The organism is Micromonospora sp. WMMC415 (assembly GCF_009707425.1).
Taxonomy (GTDB): domain Bacteria; phylum Actinomycetota; class Actinomycetes; order Mycobacteriales; family Micromonosporaceae; genus Micromonospora.
The window spans coordinates 6,197,093-6,214,732 of record NZ_CP046104.1; the positions used below are offsets into that span (position 1 = coordinate 6,197,093).

19 protein-coding genes and 1 pseudogene are annotated in these 17,640 nt (G+C 72.2%); 8 read left to right on the forward strand and 12 right to left on the reverse strand.

Features of this window, described 5'->3' with window-relative positions; all coding sequences use genetic code 11:
• Positions 1-124: 124 nt before the first annotated feature.
• Positions 125-3,517, reverse strand: a complete 3,393-nt coding sequence (locus GKC29_RS29025; protein WP_155333840.1) for an AAA family ATPase — start codon at positions 3,515-3,517, stop codon at positions 125-127.
• Between the two features lie 346 nt (positions 3,518-3,863).
• A complete protein-coding gene (locus GKC29_RS29030) occupies positions 3,864-4,544 on the reverse strand; it encodes a hypothetical protein (protein WP_155333841.1) in 681 nt (226 codons plus the stop codon).
• A 162-nt stretch (positions 4,545-4,706) separates the two neighbouring features.
• Between GKC29_RS29030 and GKC29_RS29035 the strand changes: the two genes are divergently transcribed.
• The 3 genes from GKC29_RS29035 to GKC29_RS29045 all read left to right on the forward strand — a co-directional run bounded on the left by GKC29_RS29035 (position 4,707) and on the right by GKC29_RS29045 (position 6,196).
• The gene (locus GKC29_RS29035; RefSeq protein ID WP_230688851.1) at positions 4,707-5,144 is read left to right on the forward strand and encodes a helix-turn-helix domain-containing protein; all 438 of its coding nucleotides are present in this window, start codon (positions 4,707-4,709) and stop codon (positions 5,142-5,144) included.
• A complete protein-coding gene (locus tag GKC29_RS29040) occupies positions 5,137-5,505 on the forward strand; it encodes a DUF4180 domain-containing protein (protein WP_155333842.1) in 369 nt (122 codons plus the stop codon). Before GKC29_RS29035 ends, GKC29_RS29040 begins: the two co-directional genes overlap by 8 nt.
• Before the next feature lie 370 nt (positions 5,506-5,875).
• Entirely contained in the window at positions 5,876-6,196 is a 321-nt protein-coding gene (locus GKC29_RS29045) for a GYD domain-containing protein (protein ID WP_155333843.1), read from the forward strand.
• Positions 6,197-6,284: 88 nt separating this feature from the next.
• Here the strand turns inward: GKC29_RS29045 and GKC29_RS29050 are convergent, their stop codons facing one another.
• The 3 genes from GKC29_RS29050 to GKC29_RS29060 form a co-directional block, all read right to left on the reverse strand.
• Positions 6,285-7,892, reverse strand: a complete 1,608-nt coding sequence (locus GKC29_RS29050) for a DHA2 family efflux MFS transporter permease subunit (protein WP_155333844.1) — start codon at positions 7,890-7,892, stop codon at positions 6,285-6,287.
• Between the two features lie 255 nt (positions 7,893-8,147).
• Positions 8,148-8,756, reverse strand: a complete 609-nt coding sequence (locus GKC29_RS29055) for a hypothetical protein (RefSeq protein ID WP_155333845.1) — start codon at positions 8,754-8,756, stop codon at positions 8,148-8,150.
• Between the two features lie 72 nt (positions 8,757-8,828).
• Positions 8,829-10,076, reverse strand: a complete 1,248-nt coding sequence (locus GKC29_RS29060) for an FAD-binding oxidoreductase (RefSeq protein ID WP_196255767.1) — start codon at positions 10,074-10,076, stop codon at positions 8,829-8,831.
• 79 nt (positions 10,077-10,155) lie between these two features.
• On the opposite strand from GKC29_RS29060, the gene GKC29_RS29065 reads away from it, so the two are divergent.
• Positions 10,156-10,512 carry an STAS domain-containing protein gene (locus tag GKC29_RS29065; RefSeq protein WP_196255768.1) on the forward strand — a complete coding sequence of 119 codons (357 nt, stop codon included), beginning with the start codon at positions 10,156-10,158 and terminating at the stop codon, positions 10,510-10,512.
• On the opposite strand, the gene GKC29_RS29070 is transcribed toward GKC29_RS29065, so the two are convergent.
• Complete coding sequence (locus tag GKC29_RS29070; RefSeq protein ID WP_196255769.1) at positions 10,426-11,403, reverse strand: sigma-70 family RNA polymerase sigma factor; 978 nt, start codon at positions 11,401-11,403, stop codon at positions 10,426-10,428. The two genes, GKC29_RS29065 and GKC29_RS29070, sit on opposite strands and share 87 nt — an antisense overlap.
• A 129-nt stretch (positions 11,404-11,532) precedes the next feature.
• Here GKC29_RS29070 and GKC29_RS29075 point away from each other — a divergent pair, with 129 nt between their 5' ends.
• Together GKC29_RS29075 and GKC29_RS29080 are read left to right on the forward strand one after the other, a co-directional pair.
• Complete coding sequence (locus tag GKC29_RS29075; RefSeq protein WP_155333849.1) at positions 11,533-12,363, forward strand: alpha/beta fold hydrolase; 831 nt, start codon at positions 11,533-11,535, stop codon at positions 12,361-12,363.
• A gap of 81 nt (positions 12,364-12,444) precedes the next feature.
• Positions 12,445-12,765 (forward strand): GYD domain-containing protein, encoded by a 321-nt coding sequence (locus GKC29_RS29080; protein ID WP_155333850.1) that lies wholly within the window; start codon positions 12,445-12,447, stop codon positions 12,763-12,765.
• Positions 12,766-12,855: 90 nt separating this feature from the next.
• Here GKC29_RS29080 and GKC29_RS29085 read toward each other — a convergent pair whose 3' ends face one another.
• The 6 genes and pseudogenes from GKC29_RS29085 to GKC29_RS29110 all read right to left on the reverse strand — a co-directional run bounded on the left by GKC29_RS29085 (position 12,856) and on the right by GKC29_RS29110 (position 15,513).
• Entirely contained in the window at positions 12,856-13,404 is a 549-nt protein-coding gene (locus GKC29_RS29085; protein ID WP_155333851.1) for a hypothetical protein, read from the reverse strand.
• A gap of 79 nt (positions 13,405-13,483) precedes the next feature.
• On the reverse strand, positions 13,484-14,248 hold the full coding sequence (locus GKC29_RS29090) for a DUF427 domain-containing protein (protein ID WP_230688852.1): 765 nt from the start codon (positions 14,246-14,248) through the stop codon (positions 13,484-13,486).
• A 103-nt stretch (positions 14,249-14,351) separates the two neighbouring features.
• A complete protein-coding gene (locus GKC29_RS29095; protein WP_155333852.1) occupies positions 14,352-14,741 on the reverse strand; it encodes a GIY-YIG nuclease family protein in 390 nt (129 codons plus the stop codon).
• A 21-nt stretch (positions 14,742-14,762) separates the two neighbouring features.
• A pseudogene (locus GKC29_RS29100) lies at positions 14,763-15,002 on the reverse strand (hypothetical protein); the annotation flags it as partial.
• The gene (locus GKC29_RS29105; RefSeq protein ID WP_155333854.1) at positions 14,999-15,262 is read right to left on the reverse strand and encodes a DivIVA domain-containing protein; all 264 of its coding nucleotides are present in this window, start codon (positions 15,260-15,262) and stop codon (positions 14,999-15,001) included. The gene GKC29_RS29105 and the pseudogene GKC29_RS29100, both read right to left, overlap by 4 nt.
• Complete coding sequence (locus GKC29_RS29110) at positions 15,259-15,513, reverse strand: hypothetical protein (protein ID WP_155333855.1); 255 nt, start codon at positions 15,511-15,513, stop codon at positions 15,259-15,261. The genes GKC29_RS29105 and GKC29_RS29110 overlap by 4 nt, the downstream gene beginning before the upstream one ends.
• A 228-nt stretch (positions 15,514-15,741) precedes the next feature.
• On the opposite strand from GKC29_RS29110, the gene GKC29_RS29115 reads away from it, so the two are divergent.
• Positions 15,742-17,118 (forward strand): DNA-binding protein, encoded by a 1,377-nt coding sequence (locus GKC29_RS29115; protein WP_155333856.1) that lies wholly within the window; start codon positions 15,742-15,744, stop codon positions 17,116-17,118.
• Positions 17,108-17,638 carry an NUDIX hydrolase gene (locus GKC29_RS29120; RefSeq protein WP_155333857.1) on the forward strand — a complete coding sequence of 177 codons (531 nt, stop codon included), beginning with the start codon at positions 17,108-17,110 and terminating at the stop codon, positions 17,636-17,638. Before GKC29_RS29115 ends, GKC29_RS29120 begins: the two co-directional genes overlap by 11 nt.
• The last annotated feature ends 2 nt before the right edge of the window (positions 17,639-17,640 follow it).

The following is a 17,640-nucleotide window of genomic DNA, read 5'->3' on the forward strand; positions in this document are numbered from 1 at the left end:
CGGACCGGTGCGGGCGCCGCCACCTTCGTGGCGGCGCCCGCCCGGCGGCGTGCTTCCCGAGATCTTGGAAGGAAACGGCCCTCGGGAGGGCCGTTTCCTTCCAAGATCTCGTGGTTCACGGGTGTTACAGGTGCCAGCGCGGGGGGTCGGGCGGGAGGTAGCGGCAGGAGCCGCCGGTGGAGACCGTCTCGCGCAGGTGCGCCGCGAGGGCCGGATGCCGGTCATCGAGGCGACGGAGCGTGTCGCGGATCCGGGCGGTGACCGCCTTGCGGGCGCGTTCGGCCTGGTCACCCAGGCGCCGGGTGCGTCCCGCCAGGCCCGCCGCCGCCCGCAACTCGTCGAGCAGGGCGGCACGCTCGGCGTCGAGGGCGGCGACCTTGCGCTCGTCGCCACGGGCGGCGGCCCGGTCGATCTCGTCGTCGAGCCGCTCCAGGTGGCGCCGGTAGCGGGCCTTGGCCTCGTCGTCCAGGACCGGGTCTGCACCGAGCCGGTGCGCGGCTACCAGGTCGGGCCCGGCAGCCGGGTCGAGCAACTCGACCGCGGCGACGTCCACACCGGGACGGCTGAGCAGCAGGTGCAGATCCTGAAGCCCCTTGGCGTCCGGAAGATGCGCCACCACGCCGCCGTAGACCAGCCGCCACACGTCACCGTCGCGCCGGAACTCGTGGACCTCCGTCGGCGGGCGGTCCTGCGGCACGGGCGGCGTTGCGCCGGGGGGCGACCACGGCAGCGGCGCCATCCAGTCCGGCCCGATCATCGTCGCCATGGCGGAACATCCCCGCGCGCCCGCCCTCGGCGAGCCCGGTTCTGCCGGTGTTGTCGACGAGCCGGGCTCCGGGACGGCCGGCTCGGTGGTCGACGGTCCGGACCCGGGTGTGGACGCCGGTGTCTCGCCGAGGCGTTGGAGCACCTGGGCCATGCCGAGCGCGGCGGCTTCGCGTACCGTCTCGGCGCGCAGCTCGGCGGCGGCGCTCGCGTCACCGGGCTTGTCACGCCCGGTCAGCGCGACGACCAGACCGGCGCGGGCGAGCAGCGACCAGGGCCGGGCGCCCATCCGGTCGGCTGATTCGCGGGCGGCGCCGAAGCCGGCGACCGCGTCGTCCCACCGCTGCTGAGCCAGGTCGACGAGCGCGAGCCAGTGGTCGACGGGCCCGCTGACGTCGCATCCGAACAGGGCCGCGAGCCATTGCCCCCGGTACGGTTCCAGCGCCTCCCGCGCCTCGGCGCAGCGCCGCGCGTCGCCGGTGCGGGCGGCGACCTGGGCACGCAGGCGCAGCCACAGCGGCGAGACGGGCCGGGGGTACGGGGCGCCGGCGGCCTCGATCTCGGTGACCAGGCGGACGGCGGTCGCCACGTCGCCGCGTTCGGCGGCGGTGATGCCGCGGACCAGTTCCAGGTAGGTGTGGTCGGTCGGGTCGAGCCCGTGCAGCAGCGTGTCGATCTCGTCGTACCGGCCCTGGAGCAGCAGCAGCGACCAGCGTAGGTGGTGCACGAGGTAGCCGTGCTCGGACTGGTCCCACTCGCCGAACCCGACCAGCTCGCCGAAGAGGGCGTCGGCCCGGGCGAAGTCGCCCCGGCAGGCGGCGATGATGCCGCCGTCGATGGCACCGGCCATCCGGTGCCGGTCGACGTCGGACCCGCGGCCCGCCGCGACGAACGCGGCGTGCTCCTGTGTGTAGCGGGGATCCCCGAGCTCGAGCAGCGCCACCCAGCGCAGGCTGGTCGCCCACATCTCGGTCTCGCGGTCGCCGCTGCGGCGGGCGACCTCGCGGATCTCGGCGGTGATCGTGGCGCGGTCGGCGGCGCTGCCGAGGCCCCAGGTGGTGTGGTGTCGGGCCCAGAGGCTGAAGGTGAGCGCCTCGTCGTCCCGGCCGCGGCGGGCGAGCGTCTCGGTGGCGGTGATCAGGTCGGTCACCACCGTGGCCGCCGGCAGGGTGTCGTCGGGCTCGCCGATGAGCCGCCGGTACGCCTCACGCAGCAGCGCGTCCGTCTCGACCACCTGCCCGACGGGCGTCCAGCCGTGCCGGTAAACGGTGAGCGCGGCGCGGGCGAGCAGCGCGGGGTCGTCGATCTCGAGGGCCAGTTCCGCCGCCTCGGCGAGGAGCCGTCGCGCCTCCTCCCGGCCGCCGGAGTGCGACAGCTGCTCCCCCAGCTCGGTCAGGATCCGGACCCGGCGGGGCGGGTCCCCGACGATCTCCAGGGCCCGGCGGTAGTGGACGGTCGACTCCTCCAGGGCCATCCGCCCGCTGGCGTCCCGCGCGGCGGCGACGAGCAGGTCGGCGACCCGGGACGGGTCGAGCAGCCCGGCGCCGAGCCAGGCGTGGCGGGCCAGGTCGGCGGGGATGAGCCGCTCGGTGAGCGCCGGCTCGCGGTCGACGGCCCGGACGACCGCCGCGTGCCGGTCCCGGCGCTCGGCCTCGTCCAGCCCGTCGTAGAGCGTCTCCCGCACCAGGTCGTGGGCGAACGCGAACCGCCCGCCGCCGCGGGCGACCACGAGCCGGGCCGTCACGGCACGGTCGAGGAGGCGGTCGACCTGGGCCGCCGGGGTGCCCGCGCAGGCGGCGAGGACGGACCGGTGGAACTGCCGCCCCAGTACGGCGGCGACGGTGAGCGCGTCGACCACCACGTCGGGAAGCTGGGCGAGCCGGCGACGCACGGCCTCGCGGACACCCGGGGCGATCAGGTCGACCGCGCCATCGACCCGCCAGAGCCGCGCGGTCTGCTCGACGAAGAACGGGTTGCCGCCGGTGCGCCGGTGCACCTCGTCGAGGAGGGCGGCGTCCGGCTCCCGGCCGGCCGTCCGCGTCATGAGCGCCCCGACCTCGTCCCGGCTGAGGCCGTCGAGCGTGACCGTGGTCGCCTTCGTCACCAGCGGCATCAGCAGCGGGCGCAGCGGGTGGTCGGCCGCCTCGACCTCGGCGTCGCGGTACGTGCCGATGAGCAGCAGCCGCTCGAACCACGTGTGCTGGGCGGCGAACGCCAGCAGCCGCATCGAGGCCGGGTCGGCCCAGTGCAGGTCGTCGAGGACGACCACGACCGGCCGGCGCTGCGAGACGGCGACCAGCGCGGTCGTCACCGCGTCGTAGAGGGCGAACGCCTCCTCGTCCCCGCCGTCCGCGCCGGAGGCGGCCGTCCCGGTCCCGCCCGCCGCCGACGAATCCGCCCCGTCGCCCCGCACCGCCGGCGTCTCGCCGAGCAGGGCGGCGAGGCCGGGCTCGGCGGCGGCCCGGGCGACCGCCCAGTCGTCCGCCGAGCGGCGCAGGCCCCGGACGACCTGGACCCAGGGCCAGTGGCCGGGGGCGCTGTCGGAATCCCAGCAGGCGGCGCCGAGCACCAGCGCGCCGCGCTGGCGGGCCTCCTCGGCCAGCGCGGTGACCAGCGTGGTCTTGCCGATGCCCGGCTCCCCGGTCACCAGGACGAGACCGCCGTGGCTGGCGAGGGCCCGGTCGAGCTCCGCGCGCAGCAGGCCCGCGGGGTGCTCCCGCCCGATGATGGCCTCGACGCGCCGCGGCTCCATGACCTCCGCACGGTAGTCGAAGCCACCGACACGGCGCGCCGGACTTTCCCCCGACCACGGCGCACACGACCTCCGCTGCAACAGTGGCGGAACGATTTCGACCTCAGGGAGGCGCTGTGACGCGGCCGGAAGACATGGTTCGACAGCCTGGCCGCGGCCGGCGAGTGCTACCCGCTGGGCGAGGAGTACGACGGCCACGCCAGCCTCGCGATGGATGCCGAGGGCACGATCCACCTGCTCTTCGACAGCCAGGTCAAGCGGATCGGCCCCGGCGTCACCGGCCTGGGCCGGCTGCTGGAGGGCGCGGAGGCCCCGAAGGGGCGATGATCGGGTCGCCGCCGCGGCGTCAGGCCCGGACCAGCGGCGGTGGCGGCGCGGGTGCGGCGTCGTCGGTCCGGTCCCCGGACGCGGAGCCGACCGCCGCCAGGACCGCGCAGACGGCGGCGGCGAGGTACGCGGCGCCGGCCAGCCACGGCACGGCCGTCATCGAGGCACCCACTCCCTCCCCGGCGAGCAGCCCGACCCCGACCATCTGGAACGCGGCGAAGGCGACGAGCAACCCGGCGACGAGACCGTCGTACGCGCGCCGCAGCCCGGCCGCGAGCACGCCGGCACCCGCCAGTAGCAGCACGGCCAGCCCGCCGGTCACGACCGCGTAGATCTGGTACCGAACCGCCTCGTACGGCTCCCAGTAGTCCTCCACGGCGGACAGCAGGCCGACTGCCGCCACCACGGCCAGCGCCGCCGCCAGCACGACCACGACCACCGCCACGATCCGGGCCCAGCGCCGCCGCGCCGCCACGGTGCCGGCGAGCAGCAGTGCCACGTACGCCGGCAGCGGCGCCACCTCGAGGAAGTACTGCGTCAACGGGTTGGCCGGCTCCGGCAACTCGGCCTCCACGTACGTCAGGTCGAGGCCGATGACCACCTCGCCGTCGTCGCCGGCGAACCACGGCAGGAGGAACTGCACGAAGGCGGTGAGGGCGAGGAGCACCAGTCCGGCGCGGCCGGCGCGACGCAGTGTCATCGGAGTCACGGTCCGCCACAGTAGCCGTCCGCGCTTCGCCGCGCCGCCCCGCTCGGGCCGGTCACCCCGGACTCGGCACACCGGCGGTCAGCCTGACCGTCCACCCCACAGCTCCACCCTCATCATTCTCCAACCTTCCCTATCGGCTACGCTTAGGGAACGATGACGGAAGAAATGTACTCGGTCGAGCAGGTGGCGGAGCGGCTCGGCCTGCACGTGCGGACGGTGCGCGGCTACATCCGGTCCGGACAACTGCGGGCGGCGCGGATCGGCAAGCAGTACCGGATCGCCGCCCGCGACCTGGCCGCGCTGACCGATTCCGCCGCACCGGCCGCCCCGGTGCCGCCCGCCGGGCCGGTGGAGGTGTCCAGCATCGTCCGCATCGACGGCGTCGACCGGGGCGCCGCCGACCGGCTCGGCACCCTCGTCCAGGCGGGGGCGGCCACCCGCCACGACCCGGGCCCCCCGCTGCGGCTCCAGACCATGTACGACGACGAACGGAACCGGATGACCCTCGTGATCCTCGGCGACCCGACCGCCACCGCGGACCTGCTGCGCCTGGTCGACTCCGTGTTGGACGGGGTGCTCGGCCGTGACTGACGACTTCCAGCAGCGGGCCGGCGTACCGGTGCTGGTGCTCGACCCGGCCGGGCCGGTGATCGCCACCGAGCAGGACGCGCTCGACCTCATCGGGTCGGCGTTCCTCGGCGCGCAGGTGGTGGCCGTGCCGGCGAGCCGGCTCGACGCGCGCTTCTTCTCGCTGGGCACCCGGTTCGCCGGCGAGATCATGCAGAAGTTCGTGAACTACCGGCTGCGGCTCGCGATCGTCGGCGACATCTCGGCGTACCTGGCGGAATCGTCGGCGTTGCGGGCCCTCGTCCACGAGTCGAACCAGGGCGGGCACGTCTGGTTCGTGCCCGACCTCGACGCGCTGGACGAGCGGCTGCGCGAGGCGGCCTGACACCCCGCGCGCCGCGCCACACCGCCGCCCTGGAACGGGATATCGGGCCATCCCCGTCGCGATCGGCTCATCGACGGGAGGCGTAGTGGCCGCCGTACCGGGTACGCGCGGCCCATGGGTAGCCACAAGCCGAACAAGCATGATCCCGGCGGCGAGTCGGCGCGCGGGCGCCGTCATCCCGGCAGCGGGGCACGCGGACACCAGGGTTCTCCGGTCGAGCATTCGCCGAAGGCCCGGCACCTGCGCACGGCGACCGGAAGCTCCGGCAGCGAGCGGGACCAGGGCCGCGCGAAGGTCGAGGGCCGCGAGCGCGTCCAACGGCAGGGTACGGGCTGAGCCCGGCTGCCGCAGCGTCTGGGGAGGTGCCGAGATGGCGAAGTTCCTGCTGAGGTCGACCTACACGGTCGACGGGATGAAGGGCCTGAGCAAGGACGGCGGCACCAAGCGTGCCGACGTCGTACGCACGATGGTCGAGAACGTCGGCGGGACGATGGAGTCGATGTACTTCGGGTTCGGCGCGGACGACACGTACGTGGTGTGTGACCTGCCGGACCACAAGACCGCCGCCGGACTGGCGATCGACATCCGGGCGGCGGGCGGCCTGGACACCCGGGTCACGCCGGTGCTGACGCCGCAGGAGGTCGACGAGGCGACCCGGGAGAAGGTCGAGTACACACCCCCGGGCATCTGATCGCGCCGGTCCTGCTTCGGCCGCGACCACGTTCGAGCGGGCCGCGCGAGGGCCGCCGGGACGTGCCCGGCGGCCCTCGACGGTCGGCTCAGTGGACGACGACGGGCGTCTTCGGCTGCTCGCCCGGCTCGCCGGGCTGGTCGTCGAGCAGGTGCGACCGCTCACGCCGGCGCGGCAGCAACGCGGCCGGGATGAACGTCGCCAGCACCAGCGCGAACGCCACCCAGAACGTCGTGCCGAAGGAGTCGGCGGCGTAGTCGAGCCCCCGCTCGATGAGCGACGGATCCGGGACCTGCTGGGCCAGCTCGGGGCGCTGCTGGGCGGCGATCGCCAGCCCCGCCTCGGTGACCGGCTCGCCGTTCGGGCCGGTCACGCCGGGGACCACCCGGGAGCCGTTCAGCTCGTTGGTGAGGATCACCGACATCACCGCGGCGCCGACGGAGCCGCCGATCTGCTGGAGGATGTTCACCAGGGTGGAGCCGCGCGCCACCTCGTGGCCGGTGAGCGTCTTCAGCGCGGAGGTCATGATCGGCATCATCGTGCCGCCCATGCCCAGGCCCATGACGAACAGCGAGCCGCAGAGCAGCACGTACGACGTGTTCGGGTCGACCTGGGTGAAGGTGAAGAACCCGGCGACGATCAGCAGCAGCGCGAACGGCACCGTACGCCCGACCGGTACCTTGTCGGCCAGCATGCCGGCGATCGGCATGGTGACCATCGCACCGAGGCCCTGCGGCGCCATCAGCAGGCCGGCGTGCAGCGTCGACTCGCCGCGGATCTGCAGGAAGTAGCTCGGGAACAGCAGGCCGGCGCCCATGAAGGCGATGATGAAGACGAACAGGGTCACCGCCGCGATGGTCAGCCGGCGGTTGCGGAACAGCCGCAGGTCGAGCAGCGGGTGCTGGGGCTTGAACGAGTAGAGGACGAACGCCACCACCAGCGCGGCCCCGACCAGCATGGGCCCCCACACCTCGGAATCGGCGAACGTGCCGGTCTCGGGCAGCGTGGAGACGCCGTAGAGGAACAGGGCGAGACCCGGCGAAAGCATCAGCATGCCGAGGAAGTCGAACGACTCGGACGGCTCGGGGTTGTCCTTCGGCAGGGCCAGCTGCGCGTAGACGAGCGCGATGACGCCGATCGGCAGGTTGATCAGGAAGATCCAGTGCCAGCTCGCCACGTCGATCAGCCAGCCGCCGAGGATCGGGCCGCCGATCGGGCCGAGCAGCATCGGGATGCCGAGGACGGCCATCAGCCGGCCGATCCGGTTCGGCCCGGCCGCCCGGGTCATGATCGTCATGCCGATCGGCATGAGCATGCCCCCGCCCAGGCCCTGCAGCACCCGGTAGCCGATCAACTCGCCGATCGTGTCGGCGGTGGCGCACAGACCCGACCCGATCGTGAACAACGCCAACGCGATCATGTAGAGGCGTTTGGTGCCGAACCGGTCGGCGGCCCACCCGCTGAGCGGGATCACCGTGGCCAGCGCGAGGGTGTAGCCGGTCATCGTCCACGCCACGCGGGCGTACGACGCGTCGAACTCGTTCTGGAACGTCGGCAGCGCGACGCTGACCACCGTCACGTCGAGGATCGACATGATCGCACCGAGCACGACGACACCGGCCACCTTGAGGACCGCGGCGTCGAGCTTGTCCGATGTCGGGACAGGCTGCGGTGCCGCGACGGATTGCTGTGTCACGAAATCTCCTGAAGTCGGATCAACCGAACGGATGAGCGGTGGTGGCGGCGCGGCGCCTGCCGGCGGGCCGGCGCGACCTGCGAGGGGTGAACGCTCGCAGGAAGATTAGCCCTCGCCACCGACACTCCGCCTTCGGATTTGCGGGCAGCAGAGCTGTGAGGACGGCCACGGCAGCACTGCTGCGGCGCTGGCGGCGCGCTTCGTCGTCACCCGCCGGTCGAACGCTCCTGATCCGGCGGCGTCGCGGGCCGCGCGTCAACCGGCCGCCGGCTCCGCCTCCCTCGTGTCGGCCGCCGGTGGCATCCGCCGCCGCAGGAGCCGCACGCGCCGGGCACGGGCCATCTCCGACAGCCGGTTCGTCCAGGAGGCGAGCAGGAGCACCAGCATCCCCGCCCCGACGACCCAGGCCAGCCGATCGGCCAGGGTCCGCACCGCGGGGAGGGTGATCGCCAGGGCGAGCGTGGAGACGCCCGGGAAGATCAGACCCATGGCCGTCGCCTGCGCCAGGTGCCCGTCGTGCTTCCGCTTCCAGTAGAACGCCTCCCAGCCGAAGAGGGTTCCGTTGCCGGTGTACTGGGCGATGGCCGGGCGCAGCACCTGCTCGATGTAGTCGCCCGCGATGCGGATGTCCCGGTACTGCGAGACGACGTTCAAGCCCAGCGCGGCGCTGACGAGCGGCAGGATGAGGAGCAGGCGCAGGTCGGCCTTCTCGGCGAGGATGAACCCGGCGACCGCCGCGACGACGGTGAGGTGCAGGCCGATGACGTTCTGGTTGTGGGTCGCCTTGCGTTCGATGGTGCCGCGGATCGCCGCGGCGTCGGCCAGGGCCGCCGTCAGGGCTCGGTCCGGCATCTCCCCACTCACAGGCAACTCCTTCGCGCGCGTCCCCTCCCGGTCTACCAGCCGCAGTCAACATGGTCTATGCGAGCACGCCGGTCAGGCGGAGACGGTCATCCGCGCGGGTGGGACGGCGAGGCCCGCGCCGAAGACGTTGTCCGGGTCGTACGTCGCCTTGATCCGCCGCAGCGCCGTCCAGTTCCCGGCGGTGAACGCCGTCGACGTCCGGGACGGGTCGGGCAGGAAGTTGAGGAAGCTGCTGCCGAGGCCGGCACGGCGCAGCGCCGCCTCGGTGCGCGGCGACGGGACGGTGTCGAGCACGACCGACAGGGGCGCGTCGCGGTGGGCGGCGGCACCCGAGTCGCGCGCGATGCGGCCACCCCAGTGGCGGATCTCGACGGTGGTGTCCGGCTCGGCCACCAGCGCGGCCACGAGGTCGTCGTCGAGGACGCGGACCTGGTCGAAGGTACGGGCGAAGGTGCCGCCCATCGCCGCGTGCGGGTACTCGACGACCCGCATGCCGTCGTCGACGACCGGCCCGGCGACCTTCCACAGCGGTTCCAGCAGCGCACGGCCACGGTCGGGGTCGCCCGTGTACATGGCCTTCACGACGAGCGACCCGTCACGGGTGAGCAGCAGCGCGGAGCTGAGCGCGTCGGGCACCCGCTCGATCCAGTGCCGGTAGTGGGCGATCGTCTCGGCGGCCCGGTCCCGGCCGAAGGTGACCGCGCCGGCGTACACCCGGCTGACCGGGTGCAGGCGGAACTCGAGCGCGGTGACCACGCCGTACGAGCCTCCGCCGCCGCGGAGCGCCCAGAACAGGTCGGGGTTGCGGTCGGGGCCGGCCGTCTCCACCGTGCCGGCGGCGGTGACCACCTGGGCGCGCAGCACGCTGTCGGCTGCCAGGCCGTGCTCCCGGGCGAGCCAGCCCAGGCCGCCGCCCAGCGTGTAGCCGACCACGCCCACGTCGGGTGAGGAGCCGGACAGCGGCGCGAGCCCGAACGGCGCGGCCGCCGCCAGGACGTCACCCCACCGGGCGCCGGGACCCACGCGGGCCACCCGCCGGTCCGGGTCGACGAGGACCGCCGCCATCGCACCGGTACGCAGCAGCAGCGCGCCGTCGTGCGCCACGTGGGTCCCGTGACCGGTGGCCTGGACGGCGAACGGCAGCTTGTGGTGACGGGCGGCGAGCACCGCCCGCCGTACGTCGGCCGTGCCGGCGGCCCGCACCACCACGGCGGGGCGGGGGTCGAGCGCCGGGTTGAGGGGCTTGCGGTGTGTGTCGTAGCCCTCGTCGCCGGGCAGGAGGACCCGGCCGTCGATTCGGAGTGTCCGCTTGATCGTCATGCCGGTCAGACCACCGGGTCGTACGGGATTCATCGGTCCGGGTGCGGTGAGTTTGCCGGCGCCCGGCGGTCCTATCCGGGTGACGCCCCCCGCGATCTCCTTCGCCGTCGGCGCGATGCTGACCCGCGCGGACATCCCCGCCCGCTGCGATGACCTGGCCGCGGTGCTGCGCGGCGAAGACGGTGGCGTGGTGGTCTGCGACGTGAGCCGGGCCTGCCCGGACGTGGTCACGATCGAGGCCCTGGCCCGGTTGCGGGTGACCGCGCGGCGGCACGGTTGGCGGCTGGTGGTCAGCGGCGCCGGCGCCGGCCTGTTGGAGCTCGCCGACCTGCTCGGCCTGACCGACGCGCTATTCCAGCCGGCCCGGCAACCCGAACAGCGGGAACAGGCGGGCGGTGTCGAGGAAGTTGTTGACGCCCGCGATCCGCCCGCCTGAGATCTCCAGGACGATCAACGCCCACGGGTCGTGCCCGGAGCCGGAGAGGCTGGGGCGGTACTGCCCGAACGCCGGCAGTCCGCTCGCCACCACCGGCACCAGCCGGGAGCCGCGGCATCCGCAGCCCGTGCCGCCCATCCAGGTGAGGATGTCGTCGTGGCCGCGCATCCACAGCGGCAGCGGCGGCATCGACAGCGTGGCGTCCTCGTGCAGCAGCGTCGTGAGGGCGGTCAGGTCGTACGCTTCGAACGCTTTCACGTACCGCGCGAGCAGCGCCTTCTGCTCCTCGTCGAGCGGCCGGTAGACGTCGGCGGTGGTGTCGGCGGCGGCGAGGGTGGCCCGCGCCCGTTGCAGGGCGCTGTTGACGCTCGCCACGGTGGTGCCGAGGAGGTCGGCCACCTCCTGGGCGGACCAGGCCAGCACCTCCCGCAGGATGAGCACGGACCGCTGCCGCGGCGGCAGGTGCTGCAGCGCGGCGACGAACGCCAACCGCACGGACTCGCGGCCGGCGATCACCTCGGCCGGGTCGCTGCCCTCCGGCAGCACCCGGCTGTCCGGCACCGGGCCGACCCAGATCTCGTCGGGACGCGGCTCACCGGCGTGCGTGGCGTCGCCCGACCCGGCGGGCCCGAGGTCCATCGGCCGGACCCGGCGCTGCGCGCTGGTGAGCATGGTCAGGCAGACGTTGGTCGCGATCCGGTACAGCCAGGTCCGCAGTGCCGACCGGCCCTCGAACCGCTCGAAGTTGCGCCACGCCCGCACGAAGGTGTCCTGCACGGCGTCCTCGGCCTCGAAGGCCGAGCCCAGCATCCGGTAGCAGTAGCCGGTCAACTCCGAACGGTACGGCTCCAGGTGCGACTCGATGGAGGTGCCGGTCGCCACGTCACTCACGCCGGCCAATCTAGCCCTCTCCCCCGACAATCCCGGGCCCGAAATTCGTGTCTCCCGCACCGATGAGTCTCCGGCGTCCGCCTGGTCACCAGGACGTCAGCTCAGAACACGACGCGAGGGAGCACCGTCATGACCACCACGCAGTGGACCGCCGAGCCCACCACCACCGGCCGGTACGCCGACGTCAACGGCATCAACCTGTACTACGAGACGCACGGGCAGGGCCGCCCGATGGTCCTGCTGCACGGCGGCCTGGGGTCGGGTGAGATGTTCGGGCCGATCCTGCCCACCCTGGCCGGCGGCCACCAGGTCATCCTGGTCGACCTGCAGGGGCACGGCCGGACCGCCGACATCGACCGGCCGCTCGACATCGCGCTGATGGCCGACGACGTCGCGGCCCTCATCGACCACCTCGGGCTGGAGAAGCCGGACGTCGTCGGCTACTCCCTCGGCGGCGGCGTCGCGCTCCTGGTCGCCATCCGCCATCCCGACAAGGTGGGCCGCCTGGTGTCGGCGTCGGCGGGCATCCGCCGCGACGCCACGTACCCGGAGATCCTCGCGCAGCAGGGCCAGGTCACCGGCGCGGCCGCCGAGTTCATGAAGGAAACCCCGATGTACGAGCTCTACCAGCGGGTGGCGCCGCGTCCGGAGGACTTCCCCCGGCTGCTGGACAAGATCGGCAAGGCGATGGCGAAGGACTTCGACTTCACCGAGCAGGTCCGCGGCCTGCGGGTGCCGACGCTGGTCGTCGCCGCCGACGCCGACATGCAACCCCCGAGCCACTTCGTCGAGGTCTTCGAGCTGCTCGACGGCGGACTGCGCGACGGCGGCTGGGCGGGCGAGGGCCGGCCGACGGGCGGCCACGCCCTGGCCATCCTGCCCGGGCTGACCCACTACAACCTCTTCTCCTCGCCGCTCTTCGCCGCGGTCACCCTCGCCTTCCTCGACCAGGAAGGCTGACCAGGCGTAGTCGGGCGGGAAGCGGGTACGCGCGGCGCGCGCGGCCGGGCTGCGGGGAGCGTGGGGGAAGGTGGTGCGAGCGTGGCGAAGTTCCTGGTCAAGGCGACCTACACCAGTCAGGGGATGGCGGGGCTGGGCAGGGAGGGCGGGACCGCGCGCGCCGAGGTCGTCCGGGCTCTCATCGAGAACACCGGCGGCCGGGTGGAGAGCCTGTACTTCGCGCTCGGCGAGTACGACCTGTACGTGGTGGGCGACCTGCCGGACACCGTGACCGCCGCCGCCCTGGGCATCGCCGTCCGCGCGGCAGGCGGGGTGGACGCGCGGGTCATCCCGCTGATCACCCCGGAGGAGATCGACGCCGCGGCCCAGCTCCCGGTCATGTACCAGCCGCCGGGCCGGTGACGGTGAGGCCGGCGGCGATCAGCCCGATGGCGGTGGCTGTGGCGGTCGATCGCCACGAGACTGGTCGGGGTTCGCCCTCAGGCTCGGGTGTCAGCGCAAACGCTGACTGGTCGACGGCTTGGCCGTCAGCCGAGGTTCCACATCCTCCGGCAGCTCAGCACCACAGAGCGCGCAGACGTAGTCGTCGTCGCGGACGAGGTTGCGTTCGCCGCAGTCGAGGCAGCGCCGGAAGATGACCGTCACGGTGAAGCCTTCCGGGCGGTCGATACCTGCCCGGTCGAGGGCGCCCGCCACCGCCACCCACGAGGTGGGATCGGGGCAGTAGCCGGTGGACTGGTTGGTCACCTCGGTCACGACCCAGCCGTCCGACTCGTTGGCGAAAGCGATCTCCCCCGCGCCGAGGACCTCGCCGCCGCCAGCGCAGGCGACGTGCTCGCTGCGTCTCGGCGCGAGCCGCAACGTACCGCCGGTGTCGACGACGTAGGTGAACGGCTCGTCACGGTCGCGTGGATCTGCGGCCGCCAGGTAGGCGTCGAGATCGACCGGTGACCGGATGGGCCAGCCCTCGGGAGCGTCGGCGACTGACGCCCGCACGTCGGCCGGGCCGACGTACCGGTATCGACGCCCTTCCCCGTCCACGGCACCGACCCTACGCCCGTGCGGCCGCCGCCAGGGACAACCGCACCGGTCCGGCAGCCCAGAACCGGCGCGGCGTCGGTCAGGAGAAGTGGGTCTTCGGTCGGCTGAGCCGCTCGCCACCGACGATCAGGTCGACCTTCTCGTTGTAGAAGGCGATCAGGCCGGCGATCGGCAGGAGCGCCGCGGTGGGGAAGGCGTACGACCACGCCAGGTCCGGGTGGTCGGTGCCGTCGACCCGGACCGACCAGTAGTCGCTGGTCCGGCCCTTGTACGGGCAGGTGGTCGTCGTCGCGGACGGCACGAGATGGTGGAAGTTCACGTCGGTGCGGTTGAGGTAGTAGCGCGTCGGAAGGCCGGTCTCGAAGACGAGCACGGGCGACGTCGACTCGGCCAGGACGACCCCGTCCAGTTCCACCCGTACGCTCCGGGTGGACCGCAGCGCATCAACCCGGGCATACGGGTTGCGGGGGTGCACGAAGACCTCCTCGTCCTCCTCGAACCAGCGGTCCATGGCGTCCCAGTCGAACCGGATCATGTCCGCCAGCCCCGGCAGCGCGTCGTCGCCGTACCACCGGCCGCACGAGCGACGGATCGTCTCGCCCACCCGCAGCCCGTGCAGCCGCGCCGTGCCGCGCCGTGACTCCTCGCTGTGCTGCTCATCAATCAGCAGGCTGCGATTCACGTCGGCGATCGGGATGTAGTACTGGGGGTAGAACGGCAACTCCCACACGTACCGCGCCCGCGTGGTGTCCAGCACCTGCTCCCCGGCGAGGAAGGCGCGGATCCGGCGGGGCACCGGCTCCATACGGTCGACCATGGCGATGGCCTTCGGAAAGTCCGGCACCGTGTCCTCCTCGTCTCGCAGATCGGGTACCGATCTAACGATCAGTGCTGCCCAGCGGAAGTCGACGCTCGCTCTTTCCGGGTGGCCCTGCCCGCCGCGAGCATTAGCGGCGCGGCTTCGGCACCTGCCGGTTGAAGCGAGGTTTGAAGGCCAGGACCAGGCTCTCCTTCGTACCCTCCGGGTTGTCGGTCTCCTGCCAGCGGACCTCGCGCTTGCCCAGCCAGCCGGCGATGTCCTGCGCTGTCGCCACCGGGCCCTGCTTGTCGAGGAGCTGGCCGACCTGCTCGTGCAGCACCGACGACCCGCGGTTGCCGGTCAGGTGCTGCCGGAGGCGGTTGCGCAGGTTCCCGGTCCGGCCGACGTAGATGACCGTGCCGCCGTCGAGGACCACGTGCACGCCGGGCGCGCGGGGAGCGTCGGCGGCGGCCTCCATCGTGTACGGCGCGGGAGGCGTGAAGGCGGCCAACAGGTCGTCGATCAAGGGGTCGGGCATGCCCGGAGGCTACTCCCCCGTGCTCCCGCACGGGCCGTCGTGGTCGTTGCGACGTCGGCAGCGGCCGGCGCCGTCGAGCCTGGCGTCACACCACACTCGGGTACGCAGGAACTGGCGGTCCTCCTCGCTGAGGGTGGTCTCGCCGAAGTCGATGGCGGTGACGTGGCCGAGGGATTCGCGCAGTGCTGCCGCCAGTCTCGTCGTCTCGTCGAGGCTGGTCAGCGTCGTGGGCAGGTGGATGACCCAGCGGGGTGCGGTCATCGCGGCCACCTACTGTTCGGTGAACCGGGTGCGGTGTGGCGGCAGCCGGTGTGGCGGGACTGCCACTGGCGTAGGGCCTGGCGGATGCGCTCGGCTTCGGTGTTCGCGGTGGCCAAATCCCGGTGGAGGCGGTCGAGTTCGTCGGCGATCCGGTGGAGGTAGTCGTAGACCTGGTTCGGGTCGAGGCCGCGCCAGCGGATGTCGAAGGTGGCGGCGCGGACGTGGTGCGCCTGCAGGCGCTCGCCGGTCACGTAGATCATCGCTGCGGTGCCTCCTGCTCGGCGATTAGCGCCTGGACCTGCCGGTCAGTGAGGCCGCGCTGGTCCAGGACGCGCTGGCCCCAGCGGTGCAGCCGACACGGATGCGGGGCGCGGTCGTTGCGGCAGCGCGGGCCGTCCGGCCACTGCTCGGGCGCGTGCACGGTCAGCGCCTTGACGGCGAAGCCGACGTTCTCGACGGTGACGTACGGCGGCAGCGGCAGCTCTCCGAGCACCTCGTCGATCGAATCCATGTCCCTCCCTCGCTCTGGTAGGGCGCCGAGGCGGGCGGGGACGACCGGTACGGTCGCGCGCGCCTGCACCGATCGGAGCCCAGCACCCGCCCCGGGCCGTGTAGGGATGGTGTCGGCGATTCGAAGGAGGCAGAATGACCGACGGTCGATGAGGCGTATACGGATCGCTCATAGCTCCCACAACCTCAACGATTCCCATGCTGACGGACAGGACGCCTGAGGTGTTGAGTGCAGACCAACCGGGCATCACGCCGCTGTTCCTGTGGCGCAGGTTTGGCACGGGACAACCGGACGAACCAGTGCAGCAGTTGCTACCGGCGACAGAGCGCACGCCTGCTGACGCCACCCACCCTGCCGACCGGGTTCTGGGATACGTCCGAGCTACAGGCCGCCTTCGCTGACCGCCACATCGGACGCGTCATAAGGGCGTACCGGCATCATCCGCACCACGGAATGCGTCCGCTGCCGCAAGAAGTCGTCGCAGGTTGGATGGGGCAGACGCAGGCGCAGCTCAGCCGGCTGGAGAACGGCCTGCCCCTGCGCGACCTTGATCGACTCGCCGCCTGGGCAGCGCTGCTCGGTATGCCCCAGCAACTGCTGTGGTTCGCCTTACCCGCGGGAAGCCCAGCCGGCGATTCCCCGGCCGCACCGCGTGAGCCGGACCTGCGCCTGCTCCGCTCGCTTCGTTCAGCGGACCGGCGGGTGGGCGGCGGGCACCTCTACGCGACCGTGAGCAGCTATCTCGCCGAGCACGGAAGTTCGCTGACGAGGCACGGAGCCCGAGCCGCCGCATCTCCGGCGTTCCTCGCGGCCACGGCTTCCCTGCACGAGATGGCGGGTTGGATGGCGCACGACGCTGGCGCCGCGCCGACCGCCAGAGAACATCTGATGGCCGCAAGCTACCTGGCCCGCGATAGCGGCGACCAGCAGCTCAAGGCGCAGGTATTCGCAAGCCTCAGCCACCTCGCCAGTTATCAGGGCAATGCCAATGACGCGTTGACGTACTCGATCAGCGGATTGGAGGCGGCGCGGACGGCGCCTTCGCACGGTCTACTCAAGGCACGGCTACTGGCCATACAGGCCCGCAGCCTGGCCATCGCCGGGAAACCGGCCGAGGCGATGAGCGTGCTTGAAGACGCCGAACGCGCCCTGTCCGAGGAAACGGTCGTCGTCTCCAAGTGGCTGAGCCCTTTCGACGAGACCTCCTTCGCCATCGAAGCTGCACGCTGTTTCCTCCGCATGGGTGATCTCGCCGAGGCGCACAGACGCTTGGAAGATGCGCTTACTGCGCGTGCCAGTGAGAGGGTGCGGAGCCGATTACTCGCCCAGCTCATGCTCGTGACGGCGCTACTGGGACGGGGACTGCTCGATGAAGCGTGTGTCGTCACCCACCGCGTGCTGGAACTCACCACCGGCCTAAGCTCGGCTGTGGTCGTGGAACACCTCCGGCACGTGGAGATGCTGCTCAAGCCGCACGCCTCGCGCTCCACCGAAGCGCAGGCGACGATGGTGCGGATCGGCGAGGCCATCCGCGAGAATGCGTGGATCGGCATCATGGGAGGACTTCACTCGGTGATTAGTGCAGGTCAGGCGCATGCGCGATGACCGTCCGCTCTACGAGCGCGATCCAGAAGCATGGCGGGTCCATCTAGCTGAAGGCAACGCGAAGCAGCCCCGCAAGCGGGTCGGCGCGGACGTCCTGATCCGCAACGAGCAGGGTGAAATCCTGCTGGTCAACCCGCGATACAAGCCCGACTGGGACCTGCCCGGCGGAATGGCCGAGGCGAACGAGCCTCCGCACGAGGCCGCTGAGCGAGAGCTTCGCGAAGAGCTCGGCCTCGACCTCCGGATCCGGACCATGCTCGTGGTGGACTGGGTGGCGCCCCACGGCGCATGGGACGACAGCCTCATGTTCATCTTCGACGGCGGCGTCCTGAACAACCGCCAGCTCGCCGCGCTCCGACCAATGGACGACGAACTGCTGGCGTGCAAGTTCTACCCACTGGGGGCGGCACGAGGACTCCTCCGCCCATACGTTCACAACCGGTTGACGCAAGCACTCCTCGCCGCCCAAGCCGCAGCACCGCGATATCTACTTAACGGCACTGATCCTTCAAACCGCTGAAC

Bases quoted from the DNA above. Each gene is read 5' to 3' on its own strand.
- GKC29_RS29105 (WP_155333854.1), bottom strand. From the start codon at position 15,262: ATGATCTACGTGACCGGCGAGCGCCTGCAGGCGCACCACGTCCGCGCC.
- GKC29_RS29030 (WP_155333841.1), bottom strand. From the start codon at position 4,544: ATGACACTGCGTCGCGCCGGCCGCGCCGGACTGGTGCTCCTCGCCCTC.
- GKC29_RS29035 (WP_230688851.1), top strand. From the start codon at position 4,707: ATGACGGAAGAAATGTACTCGGTCGAGCAGGTGGCGGAGCGGCTCGGC.
- GKC29_RS29025 (WP_155333840.1), bottom strand. From the start codon at position 3,517: ATGGAGCCGCGGCGCGTCGAGGCCATCATCGGGCGGGAGCACCCCGCG.
- GKC29_RS29110 (WP_155333855.1), bottom strand. From the start codon at position 15,513: ATGGATTCGATCGACGAGGTGCTCGGAGAGCTGCCGCTGCCGCCGTAC.
- GKC29_RS29045 (WP_155333843.1), top strand. From the start codon at position 5,876: ATGGCGAAGTTCCTGCTGAGGTCGACCTACACGGTCGACGGGATGAAG.
- GKC29_RS29075 (WP_155333849.1), top strand. From the start codon at position 11,533: ATGACCACCACGCAGTGGACCGCCGAGCCCACCACCACCGGCCGGTAC.
- GKC29_RS29120 (WP_155333857.1), top strand. From the start codon at position 17,108: ATGCGCGATGACCGTCCGCTCTACGAGCGCGATCCAGAAGCATGGCGG.
- GKC29_RS29095 (WP_155333852.1), bottom strand. From the start codon at position 14,741: ATGCCCGACCCCTTGATCGACGACCTGTTGGCCGCCTTCACGCCTCCC.
- GKC29_RS29060 (WP_196255767.1), bottom strand. From the start codon at position 10,076: ATGACGATCAAGCGGACACTCCGAATCGACGGCCGGGTCCTCCTGCCC.